This window comes from Paenibacillus sp. Marseille-Q4541 (assembly GCF_018310695.1).
Classification (GTDB): Bacteria; Bacillota; Bacilli; order Paenibacillales; family Paenibacillaceae; genus Paenibacillus.
Genome location: NZ_JAGXCY010000019.1, coordinates 1 through 26,675, shown reverse-complemented (window position 1 = coordinate 26,675; position 26,675 = coordinate 1). Strand labels below are relative to the sequence as shown.

The 26,675-nt window shown below is 39.5% G+C and carries 30 protein-coding genes; 24 read left to right on the top strand and 6 right to left on the bottom strand.

Going from position 1 to position 26,675, the window contains the following annotated elements:
• The first annotated feature begins 103 nt into the window (after positions 1-103).
• The 6 genes from KFT32_RS17485 (at position 104) to yidC (ending at position 5,524) form a co-directional block, all read left to right on the top strand.
• Complete coding sequence (locus KFT32_RS17485) at positions 104-1,663, top strand: DUF4153 domain-containing protein (protein WP_211748527.1); 1,560 nt, start codon at positions 104-106, stop codon at positions 1,661-1,663.
• 23 nt (positions 1,664-1,686) lie between these two features.
• Positions 1,687-2,355, top strand: a complete 669-nt coding sequence (locus tag KFT32_RS17480) for an HD domain-containing protein (RefSeq protein ID WP_249435954.1) — start codon at positions 1,687-1,689, stop codon at positions 2,353-2,355.
• Positions 2,356-2,562: 207 nt separating this feature from the next.
• On the top strand, positions 2,563-3,705 hold the full coding sequence (locus KFT32_RS17475; RefSeq protein ID WP_211748526.1) for a stalk domain-containing protein: 1,143 nt from the start codon (positions 2,563-2,565) through the stop codon (positions 3,703-3,705).
• 172 nt (positions 3,706-3,877) lie between these two features.
• A complete protein-coding gene (locus tag KFT32_RS17470) occupies positions 3,878-4,066 on the top strand; it encodes a hypothetical protein (RefSeq protein ID WP_211748525.1) in 189 nt (62 codons plus the stop codon).
• A 283-nt stretch (positions 4,067-4,349) separates the two neighbouring features.
• The gene (locus KFT32_RS17465) at positions 4,350-4,718 is read left to right on the top strand and encodes a hypothetical protein (RefSeq protein WP_211748524.1); all 369 of its coding nucleotides are present in this window, start codon (positions 4,350-4,352) and stop codon (positions 4,716-4,718) included.
• Complete coding sequence (gene yidC / locus KFT32_RS17460) at positions 4,655-5,524, top strand: membrane protein insertase YidC (RefSeq protein ID WP_211748523.1); 870 nt, start codon at positions 4,655-4,657, stop codon at positions 5,522-5,524. The genes KFT32_RS17465 and yidC overlap by 64 nt, the downstream gene beginning before the upstream one ends.
• Before the next feature lie 57 nt (positions 5,525-5,581).
• On the opposite strand, the gene rocF is transcribed toward yidC, so the two are convergent.
• A complete protein-coding gene (gene rocF, locus KFT32_RS17455) occupies positions 5,582-6,487 on the bottom strand; it encodes an arginase (RefSeq protein WP_211748522.1) in 906 nt (301 codons plus the stop codon).
• A gap of 337 nt (positions 6,488-6,824) precedes the next feature.
• Between rocF and KFT32_RS17450 the strand changes: the two genes are divergently transcribed.
• The 7 genes from KFT32_RS17450 (at position 6,825) to KFT32_RS17420 (ending at position 12,473) form a co-directional block, all read left to right on the top strand.
• Positions 6,825-7,157, top strand: coding sequence for an ArsR/SmtB family transcription factor (locus KFT32_RS17450; RefSeq protein WP_211748590.1), 333 nt, complete (start codon positions 6,825-6,827; stop codon positions 7,155-7,157).
• Between the two features lie 103 nt (positions 7,158-7,260).
• Positions 7,261-8,556, top strand: a complete 1,296-nt coding sequence (locus KFT32_RS17445) for an arsenic transporter (protein WP_349304923.1) — start codon at positions 7,261-7,263, stop codon at positions 8,554-8,556.
• Between the two features lie 251 nt (positions 8,557-8,807).
• Positions 8,808-9,839, top strand: a complete 1,032-nt coding sequence (locus KFT32_RS17440) for an NADH:flavin oxidoreductase/NADH oxidase (protein WP_211748521.1) — start codon at positions 8,808-8,810, stop codon at positions 9,837-9,839.
• A 149-nt stretch (positions 9,840-9,988) separates the two neighbouring features.
• Entirely contained in the window at positions 9,989-10,438 is a 450-nt protein-coding gene (locus tag KFT32_RS17435; RefSeq protein WP_211748520.1) for a MarR family winged helix-turn-helix transcriptional regulator, read from the top strand.
• A gap of 496 nt (positions 10,439-10,934) precedes the next feature.
• The gene (locus KFT32_RS17430) at positions 10,935-11,339 is read left to right on the top strand and encodes an ABC transporter permease subunit (protein ID WP_211748519.1); all 405 of its coding nucleotides are present in this window, start codon (positions 10,935-10,937) and stop codon (positions 11,337-11,339) included.
• A gap of 28 nt (positions 11,340-11,367) precedes the next feature.
• Entirely contained in the window at positions 11,368-11,631 is a 264-nt protein-coding gene (locus tag KFT32_RS17425) for an S-layer homology domain-containing protein (protein ID WP_211748518.1), read from the top strand.
• A gap of 59 nt (positions 11,632-11,690) precedes the next feature.
• Complete coding sequence (locus tag KFT32_RS17420; RefSeq protein WP_211748517.1) at positions 11,691-12,473, top strand: DeoR/GlpR family DNA-binding transcription regulator; 783 nt, start codon at positions 11,691-11,693, stop codon at positions 12,471-12,473.
• 132 nt (positions 12,474-12,605) lie between these two features.
• Here KFT32_RS17420 and KFT32_RS17415 read toward each other — a convergent pair whose 3' ends face one another.
• Entirely contained in the window at positions 12,606-13,400 is a 795-nt protein-coding gene (locus KFT32_RS17415) for an HAD family hydrolase (protein ID WP_211748516.1), read from the bottom strand.
• 313 nt (positions 13,401-13,713) lie between these two features.
• On the opposite strand from KFT32_RS17415, the gene KFT32_RS17410 reads away from it, so the two are divergent.
• A complete protein-coding gene (locus tag KFT32_RS17410; protein ID WP_211748515.1) occupies positions 13,714-14,421 on the top strand; it encodes a LacI family DNA-binding transcriptional regulator in 708 nt (235 codons plus the stop codon).
• Between the two features lie 75 nt (positions 14,422-14,496).
• A complete protein-coding gene (locus tag KFT32_RS17405; protein ID WP_211748514.1) occupies positions 14,497-14,919 on the top strand; it encodes a hypothetical protein in 423 nt (140 codons plus the stop codon).
• Between the two features lie 208 nt (positions 14,920-15,127).
• On the opposite strand, the gene KFT32_RS17400 is transcribed toward KFT32_RS17405, so the two are convergent.
• On the bottom strand, positions 15,128-15,529 hold the full coding sequence (locus KFT32_RS17400) for a secondary thiamine-phosphate synthase enzyme YjbQ (protein ID WP_211748513.1): 402 nt from the start codon (positions 15,527-15,529) through the stop codon (positions 15,128-15,130).
• 173 nt (positions 15,530-15,702) lie between these two features.
• Between KFT32_RS17400 and KFT32_RS17395 the strand changes: the two genes are divergently transcribed.
• From KFT32_RS17395 to KFT32_RS17385, 3 genes are all read left to right on the top strand, one after another.
• Complete coding sequence (locus tag KFT32_RS17395; protein ID WP_211748512.1) at positions 15,703-15,900, top strand: hypothetical protein; 198 nt, start codon at positions 15,703-15,705, stop codon at positions 15,898-15,900.
• A 187-nt stretch (positions 15,901-16,087) separates the two neighbouring features.
• Positions 16,088-16,810 (top strand): SDR family oxidoreductase, encoded by a 723-nt coding sequence (locus KFT32_RS17390; protein ID WP_211748511.1) that lies wholly within the window; start codon positions 16,088-16,090, stop codon positions 16,808-16,810.
• Between the two features lie 50 nt (positions 16,811-16,860).
• Positions 16,861-17,490, top strand: a complete 630-nt coding sequence (locus tag KFT32_RS17385; protein WP_211748510.1) for a ThuA domain-containing protein — start codon at positions 16,861-16,863, stop codon at positions 17,488-17,490.
• A 91-nt stretch (positions 17,491-17,581) separates the two neighbouring features.
• Here KFT32_RS17385 and KFT32_RS17380 read toward each other — a convergent pair whose 3' ends face one another.
• Both KFT32_RS17380 and KFT32_RS17375 read right to left on the bottom strand, forming a co-directional pair.
• Positions 17,582-17,905 carry an AzlD domain-containing protein gene (locus KFT32_RS17380; protein ID WP_211748509.1) on the bottom strand — a complete coding sequence of 108 codons (324 nt, stop codon included), beginning with the start codon at positions 17,903-17,905 and terminating at the stop codon, positions 17,582-17,584.
• On the bottom strand, positions 17,902-18,627 hold the full coding sequence (locus KFT32_RS17375) for an AzlC family ABC transporter permease (protein ID WP_211748508.1): 726 nt from the start codon (positions 18,625-18,627) through the stop codon (positions 17,902-17,904). Before KFT32_RS17375 ends, KFT32_RS17380 begins: the two co-directional genes overlap by 4 nt.
• A 192-nt stretch (positions 18,628-18,819) precedes the next feature.
• Between KFT32_RS17375 and KFT32_RS17370 the strand changes: the two genes are divergently transcribed.
• Positions 18,820-19,410 (top strand): MSMEG_1061 family FMN-dependent PPOX-type flavoprotein, encoded by a 591-nt coding sequence (locus tag KFT32_RS17370; protein WP_249435953.1) that lies wholly within the window; start codon positions 18,820-18,822, stop codon positions 19,408-19,410.
• Between the two features lie 190 nt (positions 19,411-19,600).
• On the opposite strand, the gene KFT32_RS17365 is transcribed toward KFT32_RS17370, so the two are convergent.
• Positions 19,601-19,915, bottom strand: a complete 315-nt coding sequence (locus KFT32_RS17365; RefSeq protein ID WP_211748507.1) for an ArsR/SmtB family transcription factor — start codon at positions 19,913-19,915, stop codon at positions 19,601-19,603.
• A gap of 338 nt (positions 19,916-20,253) precedes the next feature.
• On the opposite strand from KFT32_RS17365, the gene KFT32_RS17360 reads away from it, so the two are divergent.
• From KFT32_RS17360 to KFT32_RS17340, 5 genes are all read left to right on the top strand, one after another.
• Positions 20,254-21,549, top strand: coding sequence for an arsenic transporter (locus KFT32_RS17360; RefSeq protein ID WP_211748506.1), 1,296 nt, complete (start codon positions 20,254-20,256; stop codon positions 21,547-21,549).
• Between the two features lie 38 nt (positions 21,550-21,587).
• Positions 21,588-22,007, top strand: a complete 420-nt coding sequence (arsC, locus tag KFT32_RS17355) for an arsenate reductase (thioredoxin) (RefSeq protein ID WP_211748505.1) — start codon at positions 21,588-21,590, stop codon at positions 22,005-22,007.
• A 263-nt stretch (positions 22,008-22,270) separates the two neighbouring features.
• Positions 22,271-23,614 (top strand): MATE family efflux transporter, encoded by a 1,344-nt coding sequence (locus KFT32_RS17350; protein ID WP_211748504.1) that lies wholly within the window; start codon positions 22,271-22,273, stop codon positions 23,612-23,614.
• Positions 23,615-23,633: 19 nt separating this feature from the next.
• Complete coding sequence (gene gshAB, locus KFT32_RS17345) at positions 23,634-25,988, top strand: bifunctional glutamate--cysteine ligase GshA/glutathione synthetase GshB (protein WP_211748503.1); 2,355 nt, start codon at positions 23,634-23,636, stop codon at positions 25,986-25,988.
• A gap of 118 nt (positions 25,989-26,106) precedes the next feature.
• Positions 26,107-26,565 carry a hypothetical protein gene (locus KFT32_RS17340; protein ID WP_211748502.1) on the top strand — a complete coding sequence of 153 codons (459 nt, stop codon included), beginning with the start codon at positions 26,107-26,109 and terminating at the stop codon, positions 26,563-26,565.
• Positions 26,566-26,675 lie beyond the last annotated feature (110 nt).

The window sequence follows — 26,675 nt, the reverse complement described above, 5'->3', positions numbered from 1 at the left end:
CTTGTTAAAATACGAAATTATTAAAGTTAATTTTTCTATTTATTTTCTTATTTTAACATCTAATATTAGGAATAGAAACCATTTCACCCGGAGGTTGTTAGGTATGAATCTTGTTTTACCCATCTGGAAGTCACCTGCAAGAAGTTTGGTGACGCTTTTTGCGGCTAGTATGCTGGCAATCTTGCATCAGTATTTATTTTTTGGACATATACCAGGTATTTCAGTACCGATTTTTGTGATGTTCTTTTATGGCTTTATGTTAATGTTTGCAGGAGATCGTCTTGCAAGTTATACCAAATTTAATGGTTTACTATCCCTTGTCATTGTCATGTTATCCTTTACGTATGTTCTTTTTGATAATATCTTTTTCCATTTACTTAACTTTATCATTCTACCCATTCTGATTGCTGTTCATCTAACGGTATGGATGGGCCATCATACAAGGGGCTGGTTTCAGACCGGAATTATTGGGGACACACTGCTCCATCTCATTCCGAGAACGTTCAGACATTTTCCAACCGCTTTTGCAAGTGCGACTTCTTCTGTCTCTGAAAAAATGAATGAGGGAACAAGGAAAACGGTTCGCAAAGTATTCATAGGAATTGCAATTGCTGCTCCGCTGCTTGTTTTTGTGATTACGCTACTTTCTTCTGCTGACGGCATGTTTGAATCTTTTCTGAATGCGATTCCCAATTGGTTGGATCAGATTACGTACAGTGAAGGATTTTTTCGACTGACGTGGATATTTATATTTACATTGTTGTTCTTCGGTTATGTATCTGGCTTTGTGCATCCGGTAGCAGAGAAGAAAGAAGACGAGAGTAAGCTCCCAATGATAGGGGCTTCTGAACAACCAAATGAGAAGAAATCCGAAGATGACAATTTTGGTGTGCTGAGTTTAAAACTTGATCCAGTGATTGCAGCTACTGTTCTTATACTCATTAATATCGTATACGTCATCTTTGTTGTATTACAGTTTTCCTATCTGTTCGGAGCATGGGAAGGAGCATTGCCTGAGGGAATGACCTATGCAGATTATGCACGAAAAGGGTTTGCCGAACTGATGATTGTTGCCTTGCTGAATTTCACCATACTGATGACCGTTCTGTTGCATACGGGAGATAGCAGTCGTTTATTAAGAAGAATCAATCATCTCATGTTATATATTCTGGTGTTATGCTCACTGATCATCCTTTACTCTGCATACTCCAGACTGAATTTGTATGAAGAAGCTTACGGTTTTACCTACATTCGTTTTCTAGTTCATGCCTTTATGATCTTCTTGGGCGTGCTGATGGTCATCGCTGGAATCTGGATTCAGGTTAAGCGTATACCACTTGCAAAATGTTATATTATACTTGGGCTTGTTGCTTATGTAATGGTTAACTATGCAGGGATGGACTCCTATATTGCCGAAAAAAATATGGAGAGGTATCATCTCACGGGGGAACTGGATGAAAATTTTATAACTTCACTATCGGTAGATGCAATTCCTGTTCTTATTGAATTCAGTGAAGAGTATCCCCGAATGAATCATCATTTGAAAGACAGATACCTGGAACTTACACAGCAGGAAAGGGCATGGCCATCGTTTAATTATAGCGAGTATAAGGCCGAAAAAGCGCTTTCCCATCATATTTCAGGCATATCAGCAGCCCAATAAATTAGAGCAGGAGATTTTTAAATATGAATGATAGAATGCTTACCGAGCAGGAACAAGTTACGCTAGATTCGGCGGAAGATTATGTAAAGCAAGAGCTTGGCGGAGAAGGAACCGGTCATGATTATTGGCATATTTACCGAGTCGTTCAGACTGCTGAGAAGATTGCTATTGCTGAAGGCGCGGATCTTTTTATTTGCAAGATTGCCGCATACCTGCATGATATAGCTGATGAGAAACTGAATACTTCCAAAGAAGCAGGGATGTCCAAGGTAGAGTCCTGGCTTACGGAACATGATGTTTCGGAAGAAAATAAAGCTCATGTACTTGAGATTATCGGAAATATGTCATATAACGGCGGCCATAATCCGCCTATGCGCACTCTTGAAGGTAAAGTGGTCCAAGACGCAGATCGGCTAGATGCCATTGGTGCCATTTCTGTTGCTCGAGCTTTTGTCTATGCAGGTTCCAAAGGTCACCTTATCTACGATCCAGAAGTGAAGCCAAGAGAGGAAATGACGAAGGAACAATACCGTACAGGTAAAAACACGGCCATTAATCATTTCTATGAAAAACTGTTAAAGCTCAAAGACTTAATGAACACAAGGTATGGGATGAAGCTTGCAGAAAAAAGACACTTGTTTATGGAACAATACTTGGATCAGTTTTTCGAAGAATGGGAAGGAAAAGTGTGATTCCTTGTTCGAATTTCATATCGATATAAACGAATAGAGCTACATTCATAGCAAAGGTTCAAATTTAATCTGTATCATTTTGATACAGATTTGTTTGTTATATAGCAGATTAATATACAAAAATTAGCAACATTTGTTCATATAACAACGTTTATATATAACGTGATTCAAGGTGAATATGGATAAACGAAGGGAGACAAGCATGAGATGAAAAGAGTATACAATCTGAAAATAGGTGCTGCAGTTATCGTAGCGGCATTGTTGCTGACATCCCAGCCACTGCATGGAGAAGCTGCATCAAGTCCGTCTTATGAGCTTATATTGGATTCAGGTGGTGCCATAGAGGGAAAAGCAGTGATCAAGAAGGGGATATCCTATTTACCACTTCAAAAAATTAGTAAGGAGCTGAAAATAGCAACAACCTGGGATAAATCGGGCAAGAAAATAACTCTCGTAAGCCCAATAATGAGATTTGCAGTCAGATTAAACAGTAAACAGGCAACTCTTAACGGTAAGGGTACGGTATTGACTGCAGCCCCTTTTAAAAACGGGGAAGAAATTTACGTGCCAGCCTCTTTTCTCATTACTGCCTTACATGGAGATGGACTAAAATATGATGTTTCGACAAAGAAGCTATCAGCAACTGGGATTTATTCTGGGAACGATCCAAGTGTCTATAGCGGGCTAAAATACGAACTAGATCAAGAAGGCCAGCTTTTTGTAACCAATGCGAAAGGAACGAAAAAGCAGCTATATGATTTTAAAGAAAAGACCTATAGTCAACCTGTTTATCAATTTTCGAAAACAGATCAAGGTCTCATTATTCTGAATATCTCTGATATTTACGGGGAACCTATGGTGAATAAGAAAAATTTTACGGTTGTCATTAAAAATGGAGCAGTCATTCGGCAATCACATGTAAGTTATTTCAAACGTTTTGAAGATAATGCAGTACTCTCTGTGGACAAGAAAGAGATTGTCCTTACGGATGGGGAAATGCTACGCATACTTGAAGATGGTACAGGTAAAATACGGGAGACTTACGATTTAAAAAAACTTGGAGGCGAAGATGAAACCTACTCCGTTGAAGTGGTTGATAAAGAGTACTTACTCATTCGTCCGAATCAAACAGGTTTGTTAACCTATATAGATCGCAAGACAGGGGAGCGTACGCTTCTCTATAAAAAGTTACTAAGTGAAGCTGATCAGGAATATGCTGAAATGAATGATGTTCCTTATTATGGCGACCAAATCAGGTTCAGAGAGCGGAAAGGAAATACGCTCACTTTCGATGTTGCGCCAATGACAGGGGCTGCTTTTAGTAAAACAATACAGATATCACCGAATTAATAAGGTTAAAATAGCCACAGACTTTCAGCAACGTTTATCCTGTTGAAGGTCTGTTTTCCATGATAAAACGAGAGGGGACAAGGTATTATTTTCATATGTGAAAATAATCACAAACTTATGTGAAGTCCTGTGTTAAAGTGAACTCAAGAGATAAAACAAGGAGATGAGAGACATGAAAGTTATCGAAACAGATCAAACAACTCGTAATTTGCTCATGTACTGTTACACCTGTGAAGATGCAGCATTCTGTACGACAGAAGAAGCTTGCAAAGCATGCTGGGCTGAACAAGGACTTCTTGACAATGAAGAGAATCAAGGAACAGAAGAAACACAACAATTCCTTCGCATGATGCACGTCTAGAGTCAGAGAGAATTCAATAGCATTTAGATACGGACATAGAATGACTAAGATAGAGATTTTCTATTTGATCTTTCGAGTGTAGTTGGAAAATAGATAGAGACAACAATAATAAAGATATAAATACAAAAAAAGCAGAGAATTCCTGACGAAGGAGCAGAGATTCTGTGCTTTTTATTTTATATTCCAAAATTTATATATCAATTATTACAAAATTAGCGAAATTGACACCACTATTGTTCTTCAAAAAGGATATAATGATAGTAGTTGAAGGAGGTGAATCCTTTTGATATGGTTCGAGCTTCAGGAGCTTCATGATTTTATCCCCTATTTAGTATCTATAGGCTTAATTTTTGCTGTTACTTATGTTTCTTTATTGCATTTGTCATTTGAGCTCACTAAATTGGGCGTGCAAGGGGAACCGGTCTGGCCAGAGTATGTACCTGAACCGATGCGTTCTGTTACCGAACTTCATGTGAGATCGGTTATCCTTATGCTGCGAAGATACAAAATATCACCTGATGATGATTCTGATGATTATCATTCCTCGTTATTGAAGAACGCTAAACACAATCAACGAGGAGGATATATATGGGACATTCAAAAGGATTCCTTTCTATTCAAAAACGGACGGTACGGATTTATGGTTTACTAGCAAGTATACTTGTGGTGTTTCTACTCTCAGGATGCAGTTCCAATGTTCATGAGATTAGTAGTACGACACCTGGGTTCTTTAATCACTATGTTGTATTTCCAATTTCATTTGTAACGCAGCATCTGGCTGGGTGGTTTAACGGTAGTTATGGCCTGGCCATCATTGCACTTACACTCATCGTTAGACTCTTGTTGTTCCCGCTGATGATGCGTCAAACCAAATCACAGCAGAACATGAAACGTGTGATGAAGGTGATGCAGCCAGAGCTTGATGAGCTGAAGAAGCGTTATGAGAATAAGAAAGATTCAGCTAGTCAGCAAAAAATGCAGCAAGAAATGATGGAACTTTACAAAAAGCATAAGTTTAATCCACTTAATATCGGCTGTCTGCCCATATTAATTCAACTTCCGATTTTATCGGGAGTATATACAGCAATTCGTCTGATGCCGGACATGAGTAGCCACTCTTTTCTATGGTTTAAACTTGGGGAACCCGACATCGTACTCGCACTTCTCGTAGCTGCGATCTACTTGCTTCAATCTCGGATTTCTATGCAAGGGTTGCCTGTCGAGCAGAGGAAGCAAATGGCTATCATGGGTTATATTTCACCGATTATGATGGCATTCTTCTCTATGAGTGCACCAGCAGCCATTCCACTATACTGGATGGCGGGAGGAACCTTCCTTATCTTCCAGACGCTGTTGTTCCGTAAGATGTATCCGATTGACAATGTTAAAGAAGATGTCTCGATGTCTTCGCTTCCTAATCCGAAGTCGAAGAAAACGAAAGGTACAAATCCAGCATAATATAGTAATACAGTAAGAACAGTCCTCCCAGTAATTCTAAGAGGGCTGTTCTTTTTTTTAGAGGATGCGTTCTCCAAGTAATGATCCAATAAGTCCAACGATAAGATGAGAAGATTTATTGTCCTCGTCAAAGAGGGGGTTGTTTTCCACCATTTCGGCGGAGGTAAGAATGTTTGACTCATGCAGCATTTCCATAGCTAGGTGTGCTTCACGATAGCTGAGCCCGCCCGGTACGGGAGTACCTGTTCCTGGGGCAATCTGTGGTTCAATACTATCAATATCAAAGGAAAGATGTACGCCGTCGGTACCTGATGAAGAGATACGAATCGCTTCCTCCATCACTCGCGCCATACCAAGCCTGTCAATGTCATGCATTGTATAACAAGTAATTCCTTCTTTGCGAATGAGGTCTCGTTCTCCTTGATCAAGTGATCTGGCCCCGACAATGACGACATTTTTGGGGTTAATCGTCGATTTCTTCCCCCCAATAGAAGTAAGTCTCGGGTCACCCATACCTAAACTGACGGCTAGAGACATTCCATGAATATTTCCGGAAGGTGTGGTATCTGGCGTATTTAGGTCGGAATGAGCGTCCATCCAGATGATACCCAGATTGCTGTGTTGTTTTCTAAGTCCACTAACGGTTCCGATGGCTATACTGTGGTCACCGCCGAGAATTAGTGGGAATCCTCCGTTAGTCGTAAGATGATACACTTCATCAGCAAGTTTAGAGTGGACTGACATGTTCTCATTCAGATTCTTTAATTTGGGAAAGTCTGTTTTTTCCTGCATAGATGGGGGGATTTGAAGCTCATTCACAGTGTGATGTATATGAAGTGCATTTAATTTGTTTACAAGTCCGGCATCCAGAATGGCTTTCGGTCCTTGTTTCGTTCCCCGCTGACTGGCTCCAAGATCAAACGGTACCGTCAGGATGGATACAGGAATTTTGGAATTTGCCATAGCCATGAAACCTCCTCAAGTCATAAATGATTTTCCGATTCTGATCCCGAAGAAGTAACGTAGAGTACATTTCTTTTTGTATAAGTATTCGAATATTAACTGACAGGTTCACTTACTGTAAGTATATTTTCAACTTGGGCGATCCATTCGAATATGTAGATGAGAAGAAGAAGGGAATTTTGAATTGAGAGTAATGCGTAATTTAATTTAATTTGCTATTCCTTGTTCAGTTGTCTTCATAGAAATAATTGTATATGATGGGTTCATTATTGCGACCCTAGTTATGTTTATTGACGTTAAGAAATGAGTAATGAAAGAAGGAGATGAAAATATGGACATGCAGGAATTAGCTCTGGTTGCTGATCGGATGAAATTGCTGGGTGATAAAACTAGATTATTGATGTTATTGCTGATGCAAGAACGGGAATGGTGTGTATGTGAATTCGTTGATATTTTTGAGATGTCACAACCAGCCATAAGTCAGCATCTGCGGAAGTTGAAATCGCTCGAAATTGTAAGGGAGGAAAGACGTGGTCAGTGGATTTATTATTCGCTATTCATCGAGGATAAGCCTTATATTTCTGCTGTGCTTGCGCAACTTCCGAGTGGAAGATCATTGCTTCGTGAGTCGGGTAAGGGAAGCATGACTTCTGACTGTAGCCCAAAGTAAGTATATTTTTCACTTTTATATAAGTATATGATTATGTGATGATGTTCGTTCCGAGGTACCCTGTGCATATAATGCAGCAGGATTCGTAAGTGGAGGTATTGAAGTGGATTCGATAATTTTACCTTGTATTATTTTTATTGTGACGCTTATATTTGTCATATGGCAACCACGAAATTTATCAATTGGTTGGTCTGCATGCGGTGGGGCGGTACTCGCTTTACTCGTAGGGGCGGTCGATTTTCATGATGTTTGGGAAGTAACACAGATCGTATGGAATGCGACGTTAGCTTTTATTGCCATTATCTTGATTTCTCTAGTTCTGGACCGAGTCGGATTCTTTGAATGGGCTGCCTTACATATGGCACGAGCCGCAGGTGGTAACGGAATTCGAATGTTTATTTACATCAGTTTGCTCGGTGCGATGGTCGCTGCTTTTTTTGCGAACGATGGAGCGGCCCTTATACTGACCCCTATCGTTCTTGCTATGGTTCGTGCATTACATTTCGATGAGAAAAAGATCTTTCCTTTTATTATCGCGAGCGGTTTTATTGCGGACACTACGTCACTTCCACTTGTTGTTAGCAACCTCGTTAATATTGTATCTGCTGATTACTTTGGAATAGGTTTTGCCGAATATGCGAGTCGAATGATCATACCCAATCTTTTCTCGCTTGGCGCAAGTATCGGGATCCTGTATTTATTTTTCCGTAAAAGCTTTCCAAAGCACTATGATTCCTCGCATCTTAGAAATCCATCTGAAGCCATCGCAGATCATAAACTGTTTCGAATCTCATGGTATGTGCTGGCTCTTCTTTTTGTCGGTTATTTCGCGAGTGAGTTTATTGGTGTTCCGGTCTCGTTTATCGCCATTGTGATTGCCCTTCTGTTCCTAATCGCTGCAAGAAAAAGCGAGGCAGTTCCTACGAAAGAGGTTGTTAAAGGCGCTCCGTGGAATATCGTGTTCTTCTCCATCGGTATGTATGTCGTCGTTTACGGACTGAGAAACGCAGGACTAACTCATCTTTTAGCAGAGTCGATAGAAGTGATTGCCGAAAAAGGGCTTTTTGCAGCAACGATGGGAATGGGATTTATCGCCGCAATCCTTTCTTCTATTATGAATAATTTACCCACCGTTATGATTAACGCACTTGCTATCGATGCGGCAGAAGTGACGGGTTCTGTAAAAGAAGCCCTGATCTATGCCAATGTCATCGGATCGGATCTTGGTCCCAAAATAACGCCGATTGGTTCCCTTGCAACGTTACTGTGGCTGCACGTTCTTTCTGCGAAAGGGATTCGTATCACATGGGGAACCTATTTTAAAACGGGAATTCTCATTACGATTCCTACCTTATTCATTACTTTGCTTGGCTTATATCTTTGGCTGTCGATTTTGTAAAGAGAAGTAGAACCTGGGTAGTACCAAAAGTTGCTAACGAAACCTAAGAGGTGAAAAGTTAGCAGCTTTTTTTATATCCCTGATTCTTGTGGAGGCTATTCGTTTATTTAGGAAGAGTGAGATGGCTAAAGTAGTTGACAGAAAAAAAGAGATATTGTAATATACATGCATGTGCATGCATTAAATAAATGAATGAATATTTATGTTCATACGCAACTTAATCTATATGCAGATAAAAAGGAGAGAAGATCATGTTGGATTTGTTTAGTACTTATCAGATTAAAGGCTTGGATCTTAAAAATCGTGTGGTTATGCCGCCGATGTGTCAATATTCGGTTACTAAAAAAGATGGAATCGCTAACGATTGGCATCACACTCACTATGTGAGTCGTGCTGTTGGAGGTACTGGACTGATTATTGTAGAAATGACGGATGTAGAGCCAGATGGAAGAATTACAGATTACGACCTTGGACTATGGTCAGACGATCAGGTTCCTGCACTTGCCAAAATCGTGGAGGATGTACATCGCCATGGTTCCAAGATCGGAATCCAAATCGCTCATGCAGGACGTAAAGCCGAAGATGCAGATGTTCCTGTAGCTCCTTCTCCCATTGCTTTCGACGAGAACTCTAAGACACCAAGAGAGCTGACCACGGAAGAAGTGAAAGGGATGGTAGAAAAATTCCGTCTTGCGGTAAGACGTGCAGTTCAAGCTGGATTTGATACTATTGAACTTCATGGAGCTCACGGATACCTTATTCACCAATTCCAGTCTCCTCTTACGAATAAAAGAACGGATGAATATGGACAGGACCGGACGAAATTCGCTATCGAAGTTATTCGTGCTGCGAAAAGCGAAATGCCAGAAAACATGCCGCTCCTTATGCGCATTTCCGCTACCGAATTTGTAGAAGGTGGCTATGGTATCGAAGATAGCATTGAATTCAGCAAAGCGTACAAAGAAGCTGGGGTTGATGTTATCCATGTAAGTGCTGGCGGGGAAGGCCAAATAGCAGCTGCTGGACGTCCAGGAACGCACGTTGCTTATCAGGTTCCTTTAGCACGAGCCATTAAACAAAATGTGGGTGTACCCGTTATTGCGGTAGGTAGACTAGATGATGCTGCACTAGCCAATGCAGTCGTTGGTAACGAAGATGCAGACCTTGTTGCAGTTGGACGCGGCATGCTTAAAAACCCATACTGGACTCTGACGGCAGCAGAACAATTAAGAAAAGAAACGAAAATTCCAGAACAATACAGCAGAGGTTTTCAACTGAAATAAGGAATGAATTAATTTCACCATGATAAACGATGCTTAGTGTATATCGTCTCATTACAATTCGTGTTAATTCGAGATGTTTGTTATAATACGGTTAGTGATTATTGTCATCGTTTCTTGATTCATTTATTATCCTGAAGGGAATTTACTATATGGAATCAAATCGTATGAATGACCTGATATCTAACTGGCTGTCTTTGACTCACATCATCACGAATATAGAAAACACAATTGAGCAACATTTGCAGGAAAAACATGCTTTGTCTTTAAACGAATACTATATGCTCTTGTTTCTTTCGGAAGCGCCAATGAAGAAGCTGCGATTGCAACAACTTGAATCGATGGTAGGGCTTAGTCAATCGGCTATGTCGAGACTCGTAGCACGTTTTGAGGCAAAGGGTTGCGGTGCACTAGCTAGGCATGCATGTGAGGAAGATCGCAGAAGTGTCTATACGGCACTAACAGCTATTGGGCAAGAAAAAGTGGATAAAGCTTCATTCACGTTTCAAAATGTGCTTGCGGAGACACTACCTGATAAGGAGATGGAAGGGCTGCTAGCAGAGCTTCTTAAGTCCAAGCACAAGGTAAAAGGGATCTCCTAACAAAAAAACGGTTGCTGAATTCTATCGGCAACCGTTTTTTTTAGTTCACGTAAGTAAACAAATATTAAAACTCTAGATAGATCGAGCTAGAGTTTTAGATTTCTACATATTATCTTCACATTCTATTGGTGTGATGTTTGTCTAAAAATTTTTATCTTCAGAGTCCAAGCGGATCTATCGCTTGGACTTTTCTTCTTTAGTTGAAATACTTGCAGAATACTTCCCTAGTGAGGGAAAAAGCTATTACATCAGACAACAGTTATCAAAATCGTTAAAAAAGAGAAGAAAAGAAAAACAAAGAACATTTAACATAAAGCAAGAAAAACTCATTAAAATTTGATATGAGTTAACAATTAGGCGGTAAAGTGATAAAGAATAATACGTACATAAGAGAGGGAGATCGAAATGAAAAAATGGGCTAATACGCTATTAGTCTCTATTCTTGCGTTGCAACGTTGCAGGTGCGGGACTGAATCCTTTCCTGAGCAGTGTAACTATGTCATTCTTCACAGCCATTATTGGCACGGCGGTCATTTTCTTTATCGCCTATATGACGGAGAAAATCAGACTGTTCGCACCACTTCGGCAGCTCCTCTACTTCTTGTCTATGATTCCACTGGCGTTGCCTGGTATTGTAGTCGGTTTGGCATTCATCTTCTTCTTTAATTTACAGAGTAATCCGCTCCACTTTATCTATAATACAATGACGATTCTGGTATTGGCTAATATCGTTCATTTCTTTTCGGTTAGCTTCTTGTCGGCAACGACGGCACTCAGGCAGCTGGATAAAGAGATGGAGCAAGCAGCAGATTCCATGAACGTCTCTTTTTACAAAACATTTTTCCGGAGGCAATCGTTGCGTTTGTCACTAAACATCGTTCCAAACGAAAAGAAAAGATGAAAATGAAGGCGAATCGCCTGATGCATTTATGCCGGATGGAAATGTTACACGTGAACAATTGGCTGTCATGCTTGTACGTGCTTGGAAACTTACCCACAAGGACAATATCGTAATGGGAACAACAGAGTATAAGGACAGCCATAAGATAAGTTCTTGGGTTCAAGCTTCTGTTGGCCAGGCAACCGCACTTCATTTGCTGAAAGGGCAGACGAATGGGAACTTCTCGCCAAAAGGATTGGTTACCCGAGCAGAAGCGGCCCAAGCTATCCACAACCTACTTGAAACCTTGTAGTAACTAGATATACTTAAATGTATCAATGTTTATTATTTATGAAGACAGGTGGAATATGGATGTCATTATTAGCTAAAGAACGACAGGATCAGATCCTTCAATACCTAATTCAACATGGTAAGGTCAAAGTGATCCCACTTGCCGATGAACTTGGTGTTACGAGAGAGACGATTCGACGTGATTTAGACTTTTTGGAAACCGAAGGCCATTTGCGTAGAGTGTACGGTGGCGCTATCCGCTCTGCCTACGAGAACGGTGAGCCTACATTCGAACAGAGGGAAACGATTAATGTTGAGGGTAAACAAAAAATCGGGGAACTCGCTGCTTCTCTTATTCAAGACGGGGATACGATCGCATTAGACGTAGGTACAACCATGATTGAAATGGTGAAGTTGATGCGGGGGAAAAAGAATATTACCGTATTAACGAATTCATTGGCTGTTGGTGTACATTTGTCGGAAGCGTTAAGCAGTGGGAGATTTTCTGGGAAAGTTATTTTTCTAGGTGGTGAATTGAACCCTGACCAGAATTCCATTACAGGACCTCTGTGCGAGAATATGCTACAGCAATTCCACCTGGATAAAGCTTTTCTGTCAGTAGGTGGGGTTTCTTTGAAAACAGGGATAACGGACTATGATGTAAACGAATCCCATATTTCAAAAATGTTTTCGAAGGCTGCAAGCCAAACGATTGTTCTTGCCGATCATTCGAAAATTGGGGTTCAAGCCTTCTCCAAAATCATGCCGATCCAAGAAGTCGATATTATTGTGTCGGATGTCAGCTGTCCAGAAGATTGGGCAAGCGAGTTAATGAAAATAGGTCTAAGCTGGAACAACGAATGAAATAAGAGGTACGTGAGCATTTTGCAAAATACAGAAGCTACTAAAAATGCCGTTCCTTCATCTTTGGATGGAGGAACGGCATTTTTATATGTAAGAACGTTCATAATCTTTGTTTTTGTTGCATTTTCGATTTTATGACAATGAAAGTATAAGAGGATAAAGTTCAGTTAATGACATAACTTCATGTGTTGGAAAGATATGTTCGGGTTTAGAGCTATTAGAGCGGTTGATCCAAATACTCGGAATACCCGAACGATTTGCCCCCAATATATCAGTGTAAAGGTTATCTCCAACCATCACAACTTCACTTAATTCTAGTGCTAGTAGATCGATGGCATGGTGGAATATAGCTTCGGAGGGCTTACCTACGCCAAAATCGCCGGAAATGACGATATGTTCAAAGAAGGAGGCAAGTTCCGGAACACTGTCGATTTTCTCTTGCTGAAGATCCGGAGTCCCATTCGTTAGAAGAAGAAGTCGGTACTTAGACCGAAGGAGGGTCAGCGTCTCAAACAGATCCTCATAAATGAAAGCCCGTTCTCTGCGCTCTTGGAGGTACCGTGTGGCAAGAAGTGAAGCTAAATCGGGATCAACATGACCAGAGCTTTGTAATGCTGCATTCCATACGTTAAATCGATAAATCGGAGCCTGTGTCCGCATCATGTCAAACATTGAATTATTTTCTACGTCGAATCGGGCCCAAAGCGTTTCTAGTGCAGTAATTTCAAGTGAGTGAGCGAAATCAAAGAAAAGAGAAGCCTTGAATTGCTGTTCAGCTTCACGGATGACGTCATGTTTAAGTTTATGGGCAGAGATCGTCGACACGTTATTCGATGCAACGTGGCAAGTGGCTTCCAAAGCTTCATCGTTCGATCGCTCGTCCCAATAAAGGGTATTATCCAAATCAAAAATGATGGCTTTTATCATAGAGGTTGTATAGCCTTTCTTGTTGTTTTTTCTTTATTATTAACAACATTTTCTTTGTTGTCAATGAAAAGTAGGATTAATAAGGAATGTCTATTTTATAATCATACACAATCATTCGGAGTGTTTATATTTGATAGTCTTTCATGTAGCAGTATCTCTAGATTAAGGGATATCGAATTGGCGAAATGCTTCAATTGCCATATTTAGTGATGGAATATATGATGTCAGTATAATCCAAATCGTAAGAAAGTCCGGCAGAAGGACACGGCAGTCATGGAATGGAGAATAGCAGTATAGATAATGAGGAGAAGGTATGAAAATAACGATAAAAGATGTTGCGAAGGCAGCGGATGTTTCGATTGCTACCGTATCAAGAGTTATCAACGGCAAAGACAAAGTCAAATATGAAACGAGACTGAAAATCGAGCAGGCTGTTGAGAGGTTGCAATTTAAACCTGATATGGCTGCAAGATCCATGATCATTAAACAATCCAGAACCATTGGTCTGATCGTTCCGCAGCTTGGAATGAAAGGCTGGGGGACACTAGCTGATTTCATCCAAGACTCCCTAATGGAGCAAGGCTACACTCTATTTATCGGATCGGATAAAGAAGAGGAATCAAAGCAGGAACGAATTTTGCACTTGTTTCAGGAAAGAAAGGTAGACGGCATCATTATGGGACATGCGCCCATAGGAACGAACAAGGACTTGATAAAACTATTGCGGAATCAAGGCATTCCTTTTGTTACGATGGGCAGATACATATCAGAAATTCCTTACGTAGCTTGTACTGAATATACAGAATTGATGGCAAGGTTCAGAAGTGACCATGATGAACTGTATCCAATGGTTTTACAATTGCTTGGCGAAATGTCAGAGACGTTAATTGATATTTTAATGGAGATGATCGCTGAATCCGTAGTGTTCAGTGCGAATAGTAAAACGTTATCTTCAAATTTCTTTACGAAAGACGAGTGGTACGGAAATAGAATCGGCTATGCGAATGTACTAGATTATTAGTGTATCCGTTTATTACCAATATAGGAATCCACGCATATAATAATCTATCACAAGTCGACAGGAGGTAGATTGATTGTGAGTGAATTTATAGATTCCAGAACATCACAGAACGCATCGACATCGAACTCCATAGCGATTCCTATTCTTTTCATTAATACCCCCCAGTTGTTTGGACAAATCGGACTGCAAACGGCGGGGGTAGGTGCAAATCCTAGAGTTGTATTTAGTGGAACGATCGCTGTACAAATTCCGCTTGCCCTTGCAGGCATTACGATCAGAATTGTGAGAGGAACAGCATCGACAGATCCTGTTGTATATTCCGCAACTTCTACATTTGATTTAAGTTTACTAGCAGCACAAATCATTAATTTTACAGCAACTGACTTTAATCCTCCTATCACACCACAGCTGACATACTCTGCTTTTGTATCGTCCAACTTACTCGGAACGATCCGTGTAGGGCCAGAGACATTTAATGGGCAGCTATACTCAGATTGATAATAATGTAACCCGAATTGGGCTTGAAAAAAGTTTGGTTTCGAAAGAAACCAGGCTTTTTTTCATATATGTAGCCCGGAACAAGTCTTACTAGCTTGCTGGAATTTTTCCTGGGGAGCAAAGTAAGCATGTGTTCATATCGGCGGCAGAAAAGATCAAAATTAACATGCATAACGGCTATAAGATTGTCTTATAGCCGTTACTTATATTAACCTTCGATGATCTTGATATAACACTCCCGAGTTCGAGGTCCGTCAAACTCACAAAAGTATATACCTTGCCACCTTCCTAGAAGAAGCTTACCTTCTTGGATAATTACATTTTGTGATGTACCGGTTGTGATTGCTTTTAGATGAGAGGCTGTATTCCCTTCGGCATGTCGATACTTCGGATGTTCCCAAGGGTATACTTCATCAAGTCTCATCAGTACATCGTGTTTTACATCTGGATCAGCATTCTCATTGATCGTGATTCCAGCTGTTGTATGCGGAGTATAAATGACAGCAAGTCCGTTTGAGACCCCGCTTTGACGCACATACGATTGTACGTCCCGCGTAATATCTCTCATTTCATCTCTTTTTGATGTGTTCATCTCTATTTTATGCAACATTTCATTAACCTCCTGATAAAAACGTTATTTTTATTTTACACATGGTTTCCACAATTGTAACAAGACATTTTTTATTTCAGAATTTGAATCTAGGCATAATTTTTAACACTGTGAGAACAATAGGACCGTATACTGAATCTAAGAACATTGTCTTACAGGGAAGGATGAGGTCGATGAATGGAATAGCGAATAATCCATTTTGGATCATGGATGATTGTCTACAAGCACATGGTAAATGTGTAGGGAAAGAACAACTTGCATTTCATATTACTACTCTTCCTCGTGAGATCAAAATTCTCGCCATGGAATGGGGATGGAACGATCCAGAGGTGTTGGAGAGAATTGATACGCATGTAAGTGACAAGAAATAGCAGATATCTCAATTTCACAATTTCTAAAAATCCTTGAACCGCAAATAAGCGGTTTTTTTGCGTTTGCAATAACCAATTGGCATTTCCTATAAACGGAAGTATAATTTAATTCAAATGAAAACGTATACATATTAGGTGGTTTTATTTTCTATTTATACATTGACTACGTAAAGTGAGGAGCTGAAATATGGGGAAAGTAGCGTTTGTTACTGGTGCCGATCGCGGTCTTGGTTATAGTATGACGATAACCCTTTTGCAAGAAGGATATTCGGTTTTTGCAGGACGATATATGGAAGACTGGGGCAGCCTGGATGAGGCTAAAAAAGAATATGGTGAGAAAATCACGATTGTCCCTTTGGATATTGGCAGTGACGAAAGCGTAACAGCTGCACTTGCAGTCGTTACTTCCATGACCTCGCATCTGGATCTGCTTATTAATAACGCTGGGATAACAGATGCGAAAGATCAGGCAACAGTGCTAGATGAAATGGACTTCGAAGTCATGTCCCGTATTTATACTGTGAACACGCTTGGGCCACTGCGCGTAAGTCATGCTTTTATGGAATTATTGTTGCAAGGCCAAGACAAGCTTATCGTAAATGTATCTTCCGAAGCGGGGAGCATTGCGCGAAATCAGAGAGTGAATATGTACGGATACTGTATGTCAAAATCTGCACTGAACATGCAATCTTCGATTCTTCACCAGCAGCTTCGTAAAGAAGGTGGACAGGTTATGGTTTATTATCCGGGATGGCTGAAGTCCTACATGAGCGGTACGCTAAGTGAAGAGGCATTGGTGTCACCGGATGAGTCTGCTTCCAAATTGATGAATTTGATAAAGAATCATAAATCCTACGATAGAAATCAGCCGGTTTTTCTGGATTTAGATGGAGTAGAATGGCCTTGGTAACTTTTTTAAACTCCGTTTTTCTATCAAAATAAGGACTGGAGTGAAAAAATATGCGAGCACTTGCATTGGGTAATTATAAAGATGCAAAATATCACCCTTTTACTCATGTAGATACAGAGCTTCAAACTATTTTTAAGGATCACGGTAGTATGGAGTGTACGGAACAATATGAAGTAATGGACAATAACATCCTTGCAGAGTACAACTTATTTATTTCTTATACAGAGTTCGGTGAAGAAGAAATATCAGATGAAAAGGCTTCAGCTGTTGAAGACTACGTGAAAAATGGTGGCGGGTTCCTCGTCATCCACAATGGAATTTCCATGCAGCGAAACGATAAACTGGCCCGTCTGATCGGCGGTAAATTTACGGGGCATCCGGAGTACACTACATTACCGATTGTGATCAATGAAGGAACTCATCCCATCGTAGATGGATTAAGCTCCTTTAGCATGGAAGAAGAACCATACCGATTTGAATTGGCTCTCCACCTGGAAACAGTGATTTTGGCGGAATATGAACATGATGGCCAAAAGTGGCCCGCGGCCTGGGCGCATACCCATGGACAAGGAAGAATCGTTTATTTGATGCCAGGGCATCATCTTCCTTCTTTTCAAGTGGGGCCGTACCAAGAACTTATCCGCAGAGCGGGATTATGGGCTGCGAAGGAACATAATTAGAACGTGAAAATCGTTTTTTTAGATTATTAACGACTTGTGAAAGGAAAACGACCAGAGTCTAAATCGAGTGACTCTGGTCGTTTACTATGTATTACATAAATAATCGGAGTATGGCCATACCCGCAATACCGACAATGACTGTAAGAGACAGACTTTTGGTTCGAATGGCAATAAGTACAGTCGGAATGAGGACGATCATCACAGTCCAATCCAAGCGAATGCCATGATCTGATTCAACCAGCATACTTTCGGTGACAAGTGCTGTCAGAATACAGACGGGAATGTAGGAGAGCCATTTTAGAACAACCGCTGGTATTCGTACACTGCGAACAAAAATAAAAGGAATGATGCGTGGAAGCAAGGTAACGAGCATGCATCCTAGAAAAAGCCAAATCATCGTCATGCTTGTTGTCATCGATCTGTCACCACCCCAATGGTAGCTACTACAATAGTAGAGACAAGTACGGCCACATGAGAAGGAAGTATGGAAGTGAGAGTAATCATCGCGATGACCATGTATAGAACAAGTGACAGGTGATGGGTAAGTTTCGTCTTTTCTACCGATTGTAACTGCAGTACGAGAAGGGCAGCAAACATGGCCACAAGGGCAAAATCAAGTCCCAGCGCTTCCGGATTCTGAATCCACTTACCTAGCACCGCTCCGAGAGTGCAAGCTGCAATCCAGCAAAGATACGCTGTAATATTTAGCCCGTTCATCCAACGATTATTGAGTTTGCCTTGACTTGCAATGCGGCTCGCAGCTACACCAAATGTCTCATCCGTTAATAATGATCCAAAACCTATATTTTGTGAAAGCGAATATTGGGTTAAGTAAGGAGCGACGCTGAGGCTCAGTAGAAAGTGCCTCAGGTTGACAATAAAAGTGGTGAATATAATAGCTGAAACGGGCGTGCTGGTCACGAGCAGTGCACATATAATAAATTGAGCTGATCCTGCATAGACGAGAATGGATAGGAGAGCCACTTCAAGAATACTGAGAGTAGACGATATGCCTACGATTCCAAAAGCAAATCCAATACTCATATATCCGAGTAAAGTGGGGATGCAATCTTTGACTCCCTGCATAAAGGTATCCTCTCTAGGGGGCGAAGTTAGCTGAGGTAGAGGTAAACTCATGACAGATTTCTTCCTTTCGAGTAATGAGAATTGAAATTTATGTATTCTGAATAATATAGTAGAGTATTCCATGAGTTGTCAATTACTTGATGAAGTAGCGGGTGCTGGTTTGCTAGGGGAGAAGAGGAAGCACTATAATGAAAATATTATTAAACACTGAAAATAGATGTAGAGTATGAAAGGGGCATTGTAATGACAGATTACATGTGGATGAAAGACAGGATTACTTCATCAGAGCAACTCCGTGTGACGATTGAAGAACCTCGTGAAGCGATCCTTAAGAAAACGGTAAATGTGGTGGATGAACATATTGAGAGGTATTTACAGATGTCCTCCCTATTTTTTCTAGGCACTTCGAATGCGGATAGACTGACGGATGTATCCCCGCGAGGAGGGAAGGCTGGATTTGTTAAAGTGCTAGATGACAAACACCTTGCTTTTCCGGATCGTCCTGGGAATAAAAGAGTAGATTCTCTGCTGAATATCATTCAGAACCCTCAGGTAGGCATGGTCTTTATTATTCCTGGTCTAAGTGAAGTGCTTCGAATTAATGGAAAAGCAGTGATTACTCAGAATGAAGAGTTTATTCGGAGTCAAGGATGGGAAGGGGCTACGACTGGACTTTCCGTTGTTGTGGAAGTGGAAGAATGTTTTATTCACTGTCCGAAAGCATTTATCCAAGGGGGAGTATGGTCTCCAGAAAGCTGGGCGCAAAAAGAAGAAATGCCAAGTACAACTGATATGTATAAGGCACATCTTCTGCTAAACGGAATTACTTTATAACGAGATACATAGGAATTGAATAACTTTATATGAATAATAAGGGTAATAGATAACGGAAAGATGAATAGATATGTTTTAGCAGCTTTGAGTGAGTATATTATTAAACTCAAGGCTGCTTTTTGTTTTTATTATCTCTTTTATATACGAACGAATGTATTCTAGCAAAAATAGATCTCCATGATTCCTTAGGCTAACATTTAGATTGAGTGTTTGGTTTTGTGAAAATGCAACACAAATCCGGAGACAAAATTTTGTTGATCTCACTTTCATTTAGGCGATAATAGCTCCATGTACCTCGTGTTTCTTTGATAATAAATTCGGCATCATGAAGTATCTTAAGATGATAGGAAAGTTTCGATTGTGGTATATCCATTTTTTCTACCAGATCACAAACACAAACTTCATCATAATTGCAGAGCTCATTAATAATGAGAAGTCTTTTCTGATCAGCTAAAGCTTTAAATTTGGCCTCGTAACCGATCAAGGAATCCTCTATTCTAATCATGAGCTATCCTCCTTAATAATAAATCAATTGTTTTTGAATAATTAAAGTTTACATGTAAACCTGAGTATTATCAATACATCAAAAAAATTTGATTAATTAAATCATGTTATGTATTATAAAAATAAATAAAGCTGGAAAGGAAGGAGTTCGTGACCGAGACCTTAAATAGTAGGCTCAATATATAAGTGAATGCTTATATATAGATCTCGAAATAAAGAAGTCGATTCATGAAAAATGATAAATCTTATAGCTATGCACTGTCAGGATTTACGGATAAGTTCAGAGCATACTGAGTTTATCCTCAAGATTTAGTAGATAGACAACTTGGAGGTATTGTTGTGGTTTCGACAATTTTAGCATGTATCATCTTTTTAGTTACGGTACTTTTCGTCATTTGGCAGCCTAAAAATCTTTCCATTGGATGGTCCGCATGTGTTGGCGCAATTATTGCTTTAATAGCGGGGGTCGTTAGTATCCAGGATGTTTGGGACGTTACTCAAATCGTATGGAATGCGACATTAGCGTTTGTGGCCATTATCTTAATTTCACTGATTTTAGATCGTATCGGATTATTTGAATGGGCTGCACTACATATGGCCCGAGCAGCAAAAGGAAATGGGATCCGAATGTTTGTGTACATTAGTGTACTTGGTGCTGTAGTTGCTGCCTTCTTTGCAAATGACGGTGCTGCACTCATTCTTACCCCTATCGTTCTTGCCATGGTTCGTGCACTGAATTTTGACGAGAAAAAAGTGTTCCCATTCATTATTGCCAGTGGTTTTATTGCAGATACGACGTCACTTCCGCTGGTTGTAAGTAACCTGGTAAACATCGTAACCGCTGATTTCTTTGGCATTAGTTTTAACGAATACGCTAGTCGGATGATTATTCCGAATATCTTTGCTTTAGTGGCAAGTATCCTGGTTCTCTATGTGTTTTTCCGGCGAAGCATCCCTAAAAGGTTTGATGATTCTGAGCTTAAGGCTCCGTCTGAAGCAATTAAAGACCCTTCGATGTTTAGAGTGTCATGGTACGTCCTAGCCATACTTGTTATTGGCTACTTTGTAAGTGAGTTTGTAGGTATTCCGGTATCTATTGTTGCAGGGATCATTGCACTTACCTTCTTGCTGCTGGCAAGAAAGAGTTCAGTCGTAAAGACCAAAGAAGTGGTGAAAGGTGCACCTTGGAACATCGTATTCTTTTCGATCGGAATGTACGTTGTTGTGTATGGACTCCGAAATGCAGGTATGACAGATCTCTTAGCAGATGCGATAGGCTCTTTGGCAGAGCAGGGACTATTTATCGCAACGATGGGTATGGGATTTATTGCAGCTATTCTTTCATCCATAATGAATAACATGCCAACTGTCATGATTAATGCTCTTGCTATTGATGGAACTCAAGCTACTGGGGTGATCAAAGAGGCATTAATCTATGCCAACGTCATCGGATCCGATTTAGGACCTAAAATTACACCAATCGGTTCATTAGCAACGTTGTTATGGCTGCATGTACTTTCGACTAAAGGTATCAAAATACCTTGGGGAACTTACTTTAAAACGGGGATTATTATCACCATTCCGACCCTGTTTATAACACTGCTTGGATTGTACCTGTGGCTCCTCATTTTATAAAAAATAAAAATCTGAACATATTTAAGGAGAGAATTAACATGAGTAAAAAAACGATCTATTTCTTGTGCACGGGAAACTCTTGCCGTAGTCAAATGGCCGAAGGGTGGGCTAAAAAGTATCTTGGAGAAGAATGGAACGTTTACAGTGCAGGAATTGAAGCGCATGGCTTAAATCCGAATGCAGTGAAGGCAATGAATGAGGTGGACATCGATATTTCGAATCAAACATCGGATATTATTGATCCAGCCATTTTAAATTCTGCTGATCTGGTGGTTACACTTTGTGGAGATGCAGCAGATAAATGTCCGATTACTCCTCCAAGTGTTCGTCGTGAACATTGGGGATTTGATGATCCAGCAAAAGCACGAGGAACAGACAAAGAAAAATGGTCTGTATTCCAACATGTCCGTGATGAAATTGGGAAACGAATCGAAACGTTTGCGAAAACGGGCGAGTAAGTTTTTAATACCATGCAGAGAAGAAAAAGTTCTCGGTTTCTTTATTAGTAGAGAGTAGATCTTATGACATTGATTGAAACATTACCAGATACAATCTCTCTCAAGAACTCGGCGCTTTATAGTAGAAGTTATGGGCTTAATTCCGAAATGTATAATATTTCAAGGAGTTTTAGGTTGTAGTCTTATTATTTTCAGGAAAAAAAGTAATTTAAACCAACCCATGTGGTCGGTTTTTATATAAAAGCTATGAGGAGTAACTAGATATGAAAGGCACGAATGATTTGACCCGTGGTCCCATTATGCCTAGCTTAATGAAACTAACGCTTCCCATTATCGCAACCAATTTTATATCAACAACATATGGTCTCGTCGATATGATTTGGGTTGGAAGGTTAGGAAGTGGTCCTGTTGCAGCGATTGGCACGGCAAGTTTCTTCATTAATTTAGCGATTGCTTTATCAACAATGGTTACTATCGGAACTGGGATCAAGGTTTCACATTGTATGGGAGCAGGACAGAAAGATAAGGCGAAATCCTATATACAAAATGGATTTACAATGTCTATCTTATTGGGTTTACTGTATATGGTTTTTATTATTTTGAGTAAGGACAAGCTCATTGGTTTCTTTGATCTTGGAAATGAAGATGTTGAACAGATGGCAAAACAATTTTTATTGATTTCCATCATCGGGATTGTTTTTTCAATTATCAACACCTTATTCGCTACTATTATCAACTCGATGGGAAATAGTAAGAAGCCATTTTACATTTTCTCAGTTGGTCTTATTTTTAATATTATCCTTGATCCTTTCTTAATCTTTGGCGTGGGCAACTTTGACGGTTGGGGAGTAGCCGGAGCGGCAATTGCTACCTTAGCTGCCAATATAGTAGTGACAAGTTTATTTATATTACAAACAAGAAATTCAGAATTCATGTCTGGTTTGACCCTACGTGATACACGTGAGATGAAAGAAGTTATCCAAATGGGATTCCCTATTACGATTCAAAGGGTCACATTTACGATTATATCAATCATAATGGCAAAGATCATTGTACGCTTCGGGGCTGATGCAATTGCCGTTCAAAAAGTTGGGATTCAAATTGAGTCCATTTCTTATATGACGATCGGTGGTCTTCAAGGGGCAATCGCTGCCTTCTTTGGTCAAAATTATGGAGCTCGTCAGTTAGATCGAATTAAACACGGCTATAATTATGCATTGCTGTTAACAGCAATCTTCGGTTTTATCATATCAATTGTATTTATATTATTCCCACAGCAGCTCTTTTCTTTGTTCCTATCTGACGAGACAAGTTTAGAGCTAGGTACGAACTATATGCGTATCATCGGTTATTCTCAATTGTTCATGTGTATGGAACTGATGACGGTAGGTGCTTTTAATGGAATGGGTAAGACTCACATTCCGCCGATATTTAGTATTTTATTTACCGCGCTTAGGATACCACTCGCCTTGCTATTATCAGAACCATTCGGCTTAAACGGTGTGTGGATGTCGATTGCCCTATCTAGTGTTTTTAAGGGCGTTATTCTGGTTTTCTGGTTTAAGAGGTCTTTACGCAGAATGAATGAACCGCAAGTTAACATGTAAACAAAGGATGGTTTTAGGAATGGTTTTGTTGAATCGCCAACTCATACAACTTCTGAACGACAATAAGTTAAATAGAGTTGTTCTACGAGGTCAATTTGGTTTAGAAAAAGAAAATGTTAGGGTAGATCAAGAGGGGAAACTTGCGTTGACACCACATCCGCAAGCTTTTGGTACGAAAATGGAGAATCCATATATTCAAACTGACTTCTCAGAGAGCCAAATTGAATTGATAACTCCACCATTCAAATCAATTGATGAGACTTATCGTTTCATGGAGGCATTGCAAGATATTGTTTCACTAGAATTGAATGAGGAATACTTGTGGCCGAGCAGCAATCCCCCGATTTTGCCCGATGACCGGGATATTCCCATTGCGAATATGAATGATCCAATCGAAGACAAGTATAGAATGCAATTAGCAGAAAAATATGGTCGAAAAAGACAATTACTGAGTGGAATCCATTATAATTTTTCCTTTGATGAAGGATTTTTAAGAAGACTATACGATGCAGTAAATCATCATGAAAACTATAAGGATTTTAAAGATGCTATCTATTTTAAGGTGGCTCGCAACTTATTGAGATATCGCTGGCTCCTCATCTATTTAACTGGTGCAAGTCCCGTGTATGATAAGACTTATATGGGTGAATGTGTCGCTTTAGGAAACTCAAATGATAATAGAGGCTATTCTTTCCGCAATATGAATTCACTTCGAAATAGTGAGTGCGGTTATCGAAATGAAAAACCTTTATATGTGTCTTTTAATTCGATGGATGAATATATTCATGATTTAAATGATTTAATTGAGGCTGGTGAATTACTAAGTGCAAAGGAATTTTACAGTCCTATTAGAGTGAAAACTGCTAAAAGTGCAAATTCATTAGAGGAAATGAAACATGATGGAATAGCCTATTTGGAGCTTCGTTTTATTGATTTAAATCCGCTCTATAAAATTGGAATCAGCAAAGATACGATGCAATTCATTCATTTGTTTATCATTTTTATGTTGCTTAAGGAGGATGAATCTCTAGGGATCGAGGATCAAAAGATGGCTGACATAAACCATGATCAATTGATCATGGAGGGCATAAACGGAAACTTACACACTCTTGAAGAAGGCTCTATGACGATGAAGGAGATTGCATTATCTTGTCTTGATCAAATGCAAGAAATGGTACAACTCTTGATCCCGAGCGATGAGGTTTTCTTACGTATTCTGGATGGAGAAAAACAAAAGATTCTGCACTCAGATTTGACCTTTGCCTCTATAGTTAAGTCTGAAATACAAAAATCATCATTTCTAAATTACCATTTGGATAAATCCAAACAATATGCCCTGGATAGTGTTCATAATGGATACCGATTTGCTGGATATGAGGACCTAGAGTTATCAACACAATTACTTTTGAAGGCAGCGGTTAAACGTGGAGTAAGATTTCAATTGATCGATCGACAAGAGAATTTTGTATTACTTTCACAAGGTGATCATAAAGAATATGTTAAGCAGGCAACGAAAACATCATTAGATTCCTACAGTACAGTATTGATCATGGAAAATAAAATCGTTACGAAAGAAGTTCTTAAGCAACAAGGCATACGAGTTCCAACGGGTGAAGCCTTTCAAAGCCTTGATGAAGCGATGTCTAGATATGAAATCTACTATGATAAACCCATTGTAATAAAACCTAAATCAACAAATTTCGGTTTGGGCATCACCATCTTTAATAACAAATTTTCTAAAGAGGATTATCAAAAGGCATTTGAAATAGCATTTGAATATGATCAGACGGTACTATTGGAAGAATTCATTACCGGTAAAGAATATCGTTTTCTTATTATGGGAGATGATGTCGTAGGGATACTACATCGAGTTCCTGCTAACGTAGTAGGAGATGGGGTCCATACAATAGAACAGTTAGTTCATGAAAAAAATAAGGATCCTCTTAGAGGTCATGGTTATAGGACTCCTCTTGAAAAAATTGAGCTAGGTGAAGCAGAAGAGATGTTTTTGAAAAATCATTCCAATGACTGGAGTGATATTCCTCAATCAGGTGAGACCATTTATCTACGGGAAAATTCAAATATTAGTACAGGTGGAGACAGTATTGACTTCACAGATGTTATTCCAGATAGCTATAAAACACTTGCTATTCGTTCTGCTAAGGCTGCAGGGGCAACCATTTGCGGTGTTGATATGATGATTAACGATATTAGGGAAGAAGCTACGGATGTCAATTACAGTATTATTGAAATTAACTTTAACCCTGCAATTCATATTCACTGTTACCCCTATAAAGGGATAAATCGAAAAGCGGATGAAAAAATCCTTGATCTATTGTTTGGAAAAACAAATCGGGAAACATTAGTTGAATAACACAAGAGCAGCTGGTCAATGCGATCGGCTGCTTTTTTCATTAAGCATTGATTACTGTAAATAAGGTAGTTAATATGGATAAGACCAAATATTAGAATGCTAATAGGAGCGAGAGTTAATGTATACAGTAGTAGTTAAGCCAGGAGAATCCTTCGGTCCCATTAATTTAGGTATGACATTTGAAGAGGTCAGTAAAATTTTTAAGTATCTACCTTATTCAGATTCCTTTATTCATTTGAACTATGATGATGACGGGAAACTAAATGAACTCGAAGTAGCTAATGATAGATTCATAAGACCTATGCTAGAGGAGTATGATATATATTTATTTCAAACGAAAGTTGAAGAATTAATACCTCGTTTAAACCCAATATGTTCTTACGCTCAAAACGAATTATATGTGGAAGGTTGTCAATATGATTACACTGAACTTGGAATTCGATTGTGGAGAAACGATGATTTCTATGAAAAAGATCTGAAAGATACAAAGTTTTCTAATTTATCAGCAGATGAATTCAGTTATTGGTACGATAAATTGTATTTTGAGTCATTAGTAATATATAAGGATGACAAATAAACATATCGATGATTACTTTGATTTATTTAGCTTATTTAGCTAACGGGCAGGATAGTTGAATGTTCTACTAGTTTGAAGTTAGTGTTAACTAGTATTAAACAATTTAGGAG

Excerpts from the sequence above, each read along its gene's own strand:
- KFT32_RS17480 (WP_249435954.1), top strand. The coding sequence starts at position 1,687 with ATGAATGATAGAATGCTTACCGAGCAGGAACAAGTTACGCTAGATTCG.
- KFT32_RS17410 (WP_211748515.1), top strand. The coding sequence starts at position 13,714 with ATGAAAATAACGATAAAAGATGTTGCGAAGGCAGCGGATGTTTCGATT.
- KFT32_RS17470 (WP_211748525.1), top strand. The coding sequence starts at position 3,878 with ATGAAAGTTATCGAAACAGATCAAACAACTCGTAATTTGCTCATGTAC.
- KFT32_RS17385 (WP_211748510.1), top strand. The coding sequence starts at position 16,861 with ATGCGAGCACTTGCATTGGGTAATTATAAAGATGCAAAATATCACCCT.
- KFT32_RS17415 (WP_211748516.1), bottom strand. The coding sequence starts at position 13,400 with ATGATAAAAGCCATCATTTTTGATTTGGATAATACCCTTTATTGGGAC.
- yidC (WP_211748523.1), top strand. The coding sequence starts at position 4,655 with ATGGGACATTCAAAAGGATTCCTTTCTATTCAAAAACGGACGGTACGG.
- KFT32_RS17395 (WP_211748512.1), top strand. The coding sequence starts at position 15,703 with ATGAATGGAATAGCGAATAATCCATTTTGGATCATGGATGATTGTCTA.
- KFT32_RS17400 (WP_211748513.1), bottom strand. The coding sequence starts at position 15,529 with ATGTTGCATAAAATAGAGATGAACACATCAAAAAGAGATGAAATGAGA.
- KFT32_RS17370 (WP_249435953.1), top strand. The coding sequence starts at position 18,820 with ATGACAGATTACATGTGGATGAAAGACAGGATTACTTCATCAGAGCAA.
- KFT32_RS17475 (WP_211748526.1), top strand. The coding sequence starts at position 2,563 with ATGAAAAGAGTATACAATCTGAAAATAGGTGCTGCAGTTATCGTAGCG.
- KFT32_RS17380 (WP_211748509.1), bottom strand. The coding sequence starts at position 17,905 with ATGACAACAAGCATGACGATGATTTGGCTTTTTCTAGGATGCATGCTC.
- arsC (WP_211748505.1), top strand. The coding sequence starts at position 21,588 with ATGAGTAAAAAAACGATCTATTTCTTGTGCACGGGAAACTCTTGCCGT.
- KFT32_RS17390 (WP_211748511.1), top strand. The coding sequence starts at position 16,088 with ATGGGGAAAGTAGCGTTTGTTACTGGTGCCGATCGCGGTCTTGGTTAT.
- KFT32_RS17485 (WP_211748527.1), top strand. The coding sequence starts at position 104 with ATGAATCTTGTTTTACCCATCTGGAAGTCACCTGCAAGAAGTTTGGTG.
- KFT32_RS17365 (WP_211748507.1), bottom strand. The coding sequence starts at position 19,915 with ATGATTAGAATAGAGGATTCCTTGATCGGTTACGAGGCCAAATTTAAA.
- rocF (WP_211748522.1), bottom strand. The coding sequence starts at position 6,487 with ATGGCAAATTCCAAAATTCCTGTATCCATCCTGACGGTACCGTTTGAT.
- KFT32_RS17450 (WP_211748590.1), top strand. The coding sequence starts at position 6,825 with ATGCAGGAATTAGCTCTGGTTGCTGATCGGATGAAATTGCTGGGTGAT.
- KFT32_RS17435 (WP_211748520.1), top strand. The coding sequence starts at position 9,989 with ATGGAATCAAATCGTATGAATGACCTGATATCTAACTGGCTGTCTTTG.
- KFT32_RS17340 (WP_211748502.1), top strand. The coding sequence starts at position 26,107 with ATGTATACAGTAGTAGTTAAGCCAGGAGAATCCTTCGGTCCCATTAAT.
- gshAB (WP_211748503.1), top strand. The coding sequence starts at position 23,634 with ATGGTTTTGTTGAATCGCCAACTCATACAACTTCTGAACGACAATAAG.
- KFT32_RS17440 (WP_211748521.1), top strand. The coding sequence starts at position 8,808 with ATGTTGGATTTGTTTAGTACTTATCAGATTAAAGGCTTGGATCTTAAA.
- KFT32_RS17350 (WP_211748504.1), top strand. The coding sequence starts at position 22,271 with ATGAAAGGCACGAATGATTTGACCCGTGGTCCCATTATGCCTAGCTTA.
- KFT32_RS17430 (WP_211748519.1), top strand. The coding sequence starts at position 10,935 with ATGTCATTCTTCACAGCCATTATTGGCACGGCGGTCATTTTCTTTATC.
- KFT32_RS17425 (WP_211748518.1), top strand. The coding sequence starts at position 11,368 with ATGCCGGATGGAAATGTTACACGTGAACAATTGGCTGTCATGCTTGTA.
- KFT32_RS17420 (WP_211748517.1), top strand. The coding sequence starts at position 11,691 with ATGTCATTATTAGCTAAAGAACGACAGGATCAGATCCTTCAATACCTA.
- KFT32_RS17375 (WP_211748508.1), bottom strand. The coding sequence starts at position 18,627 with ATGAGTTTACCTCTACCTCAGCTAACTTCGCCCCCTAGAGAGGATACC.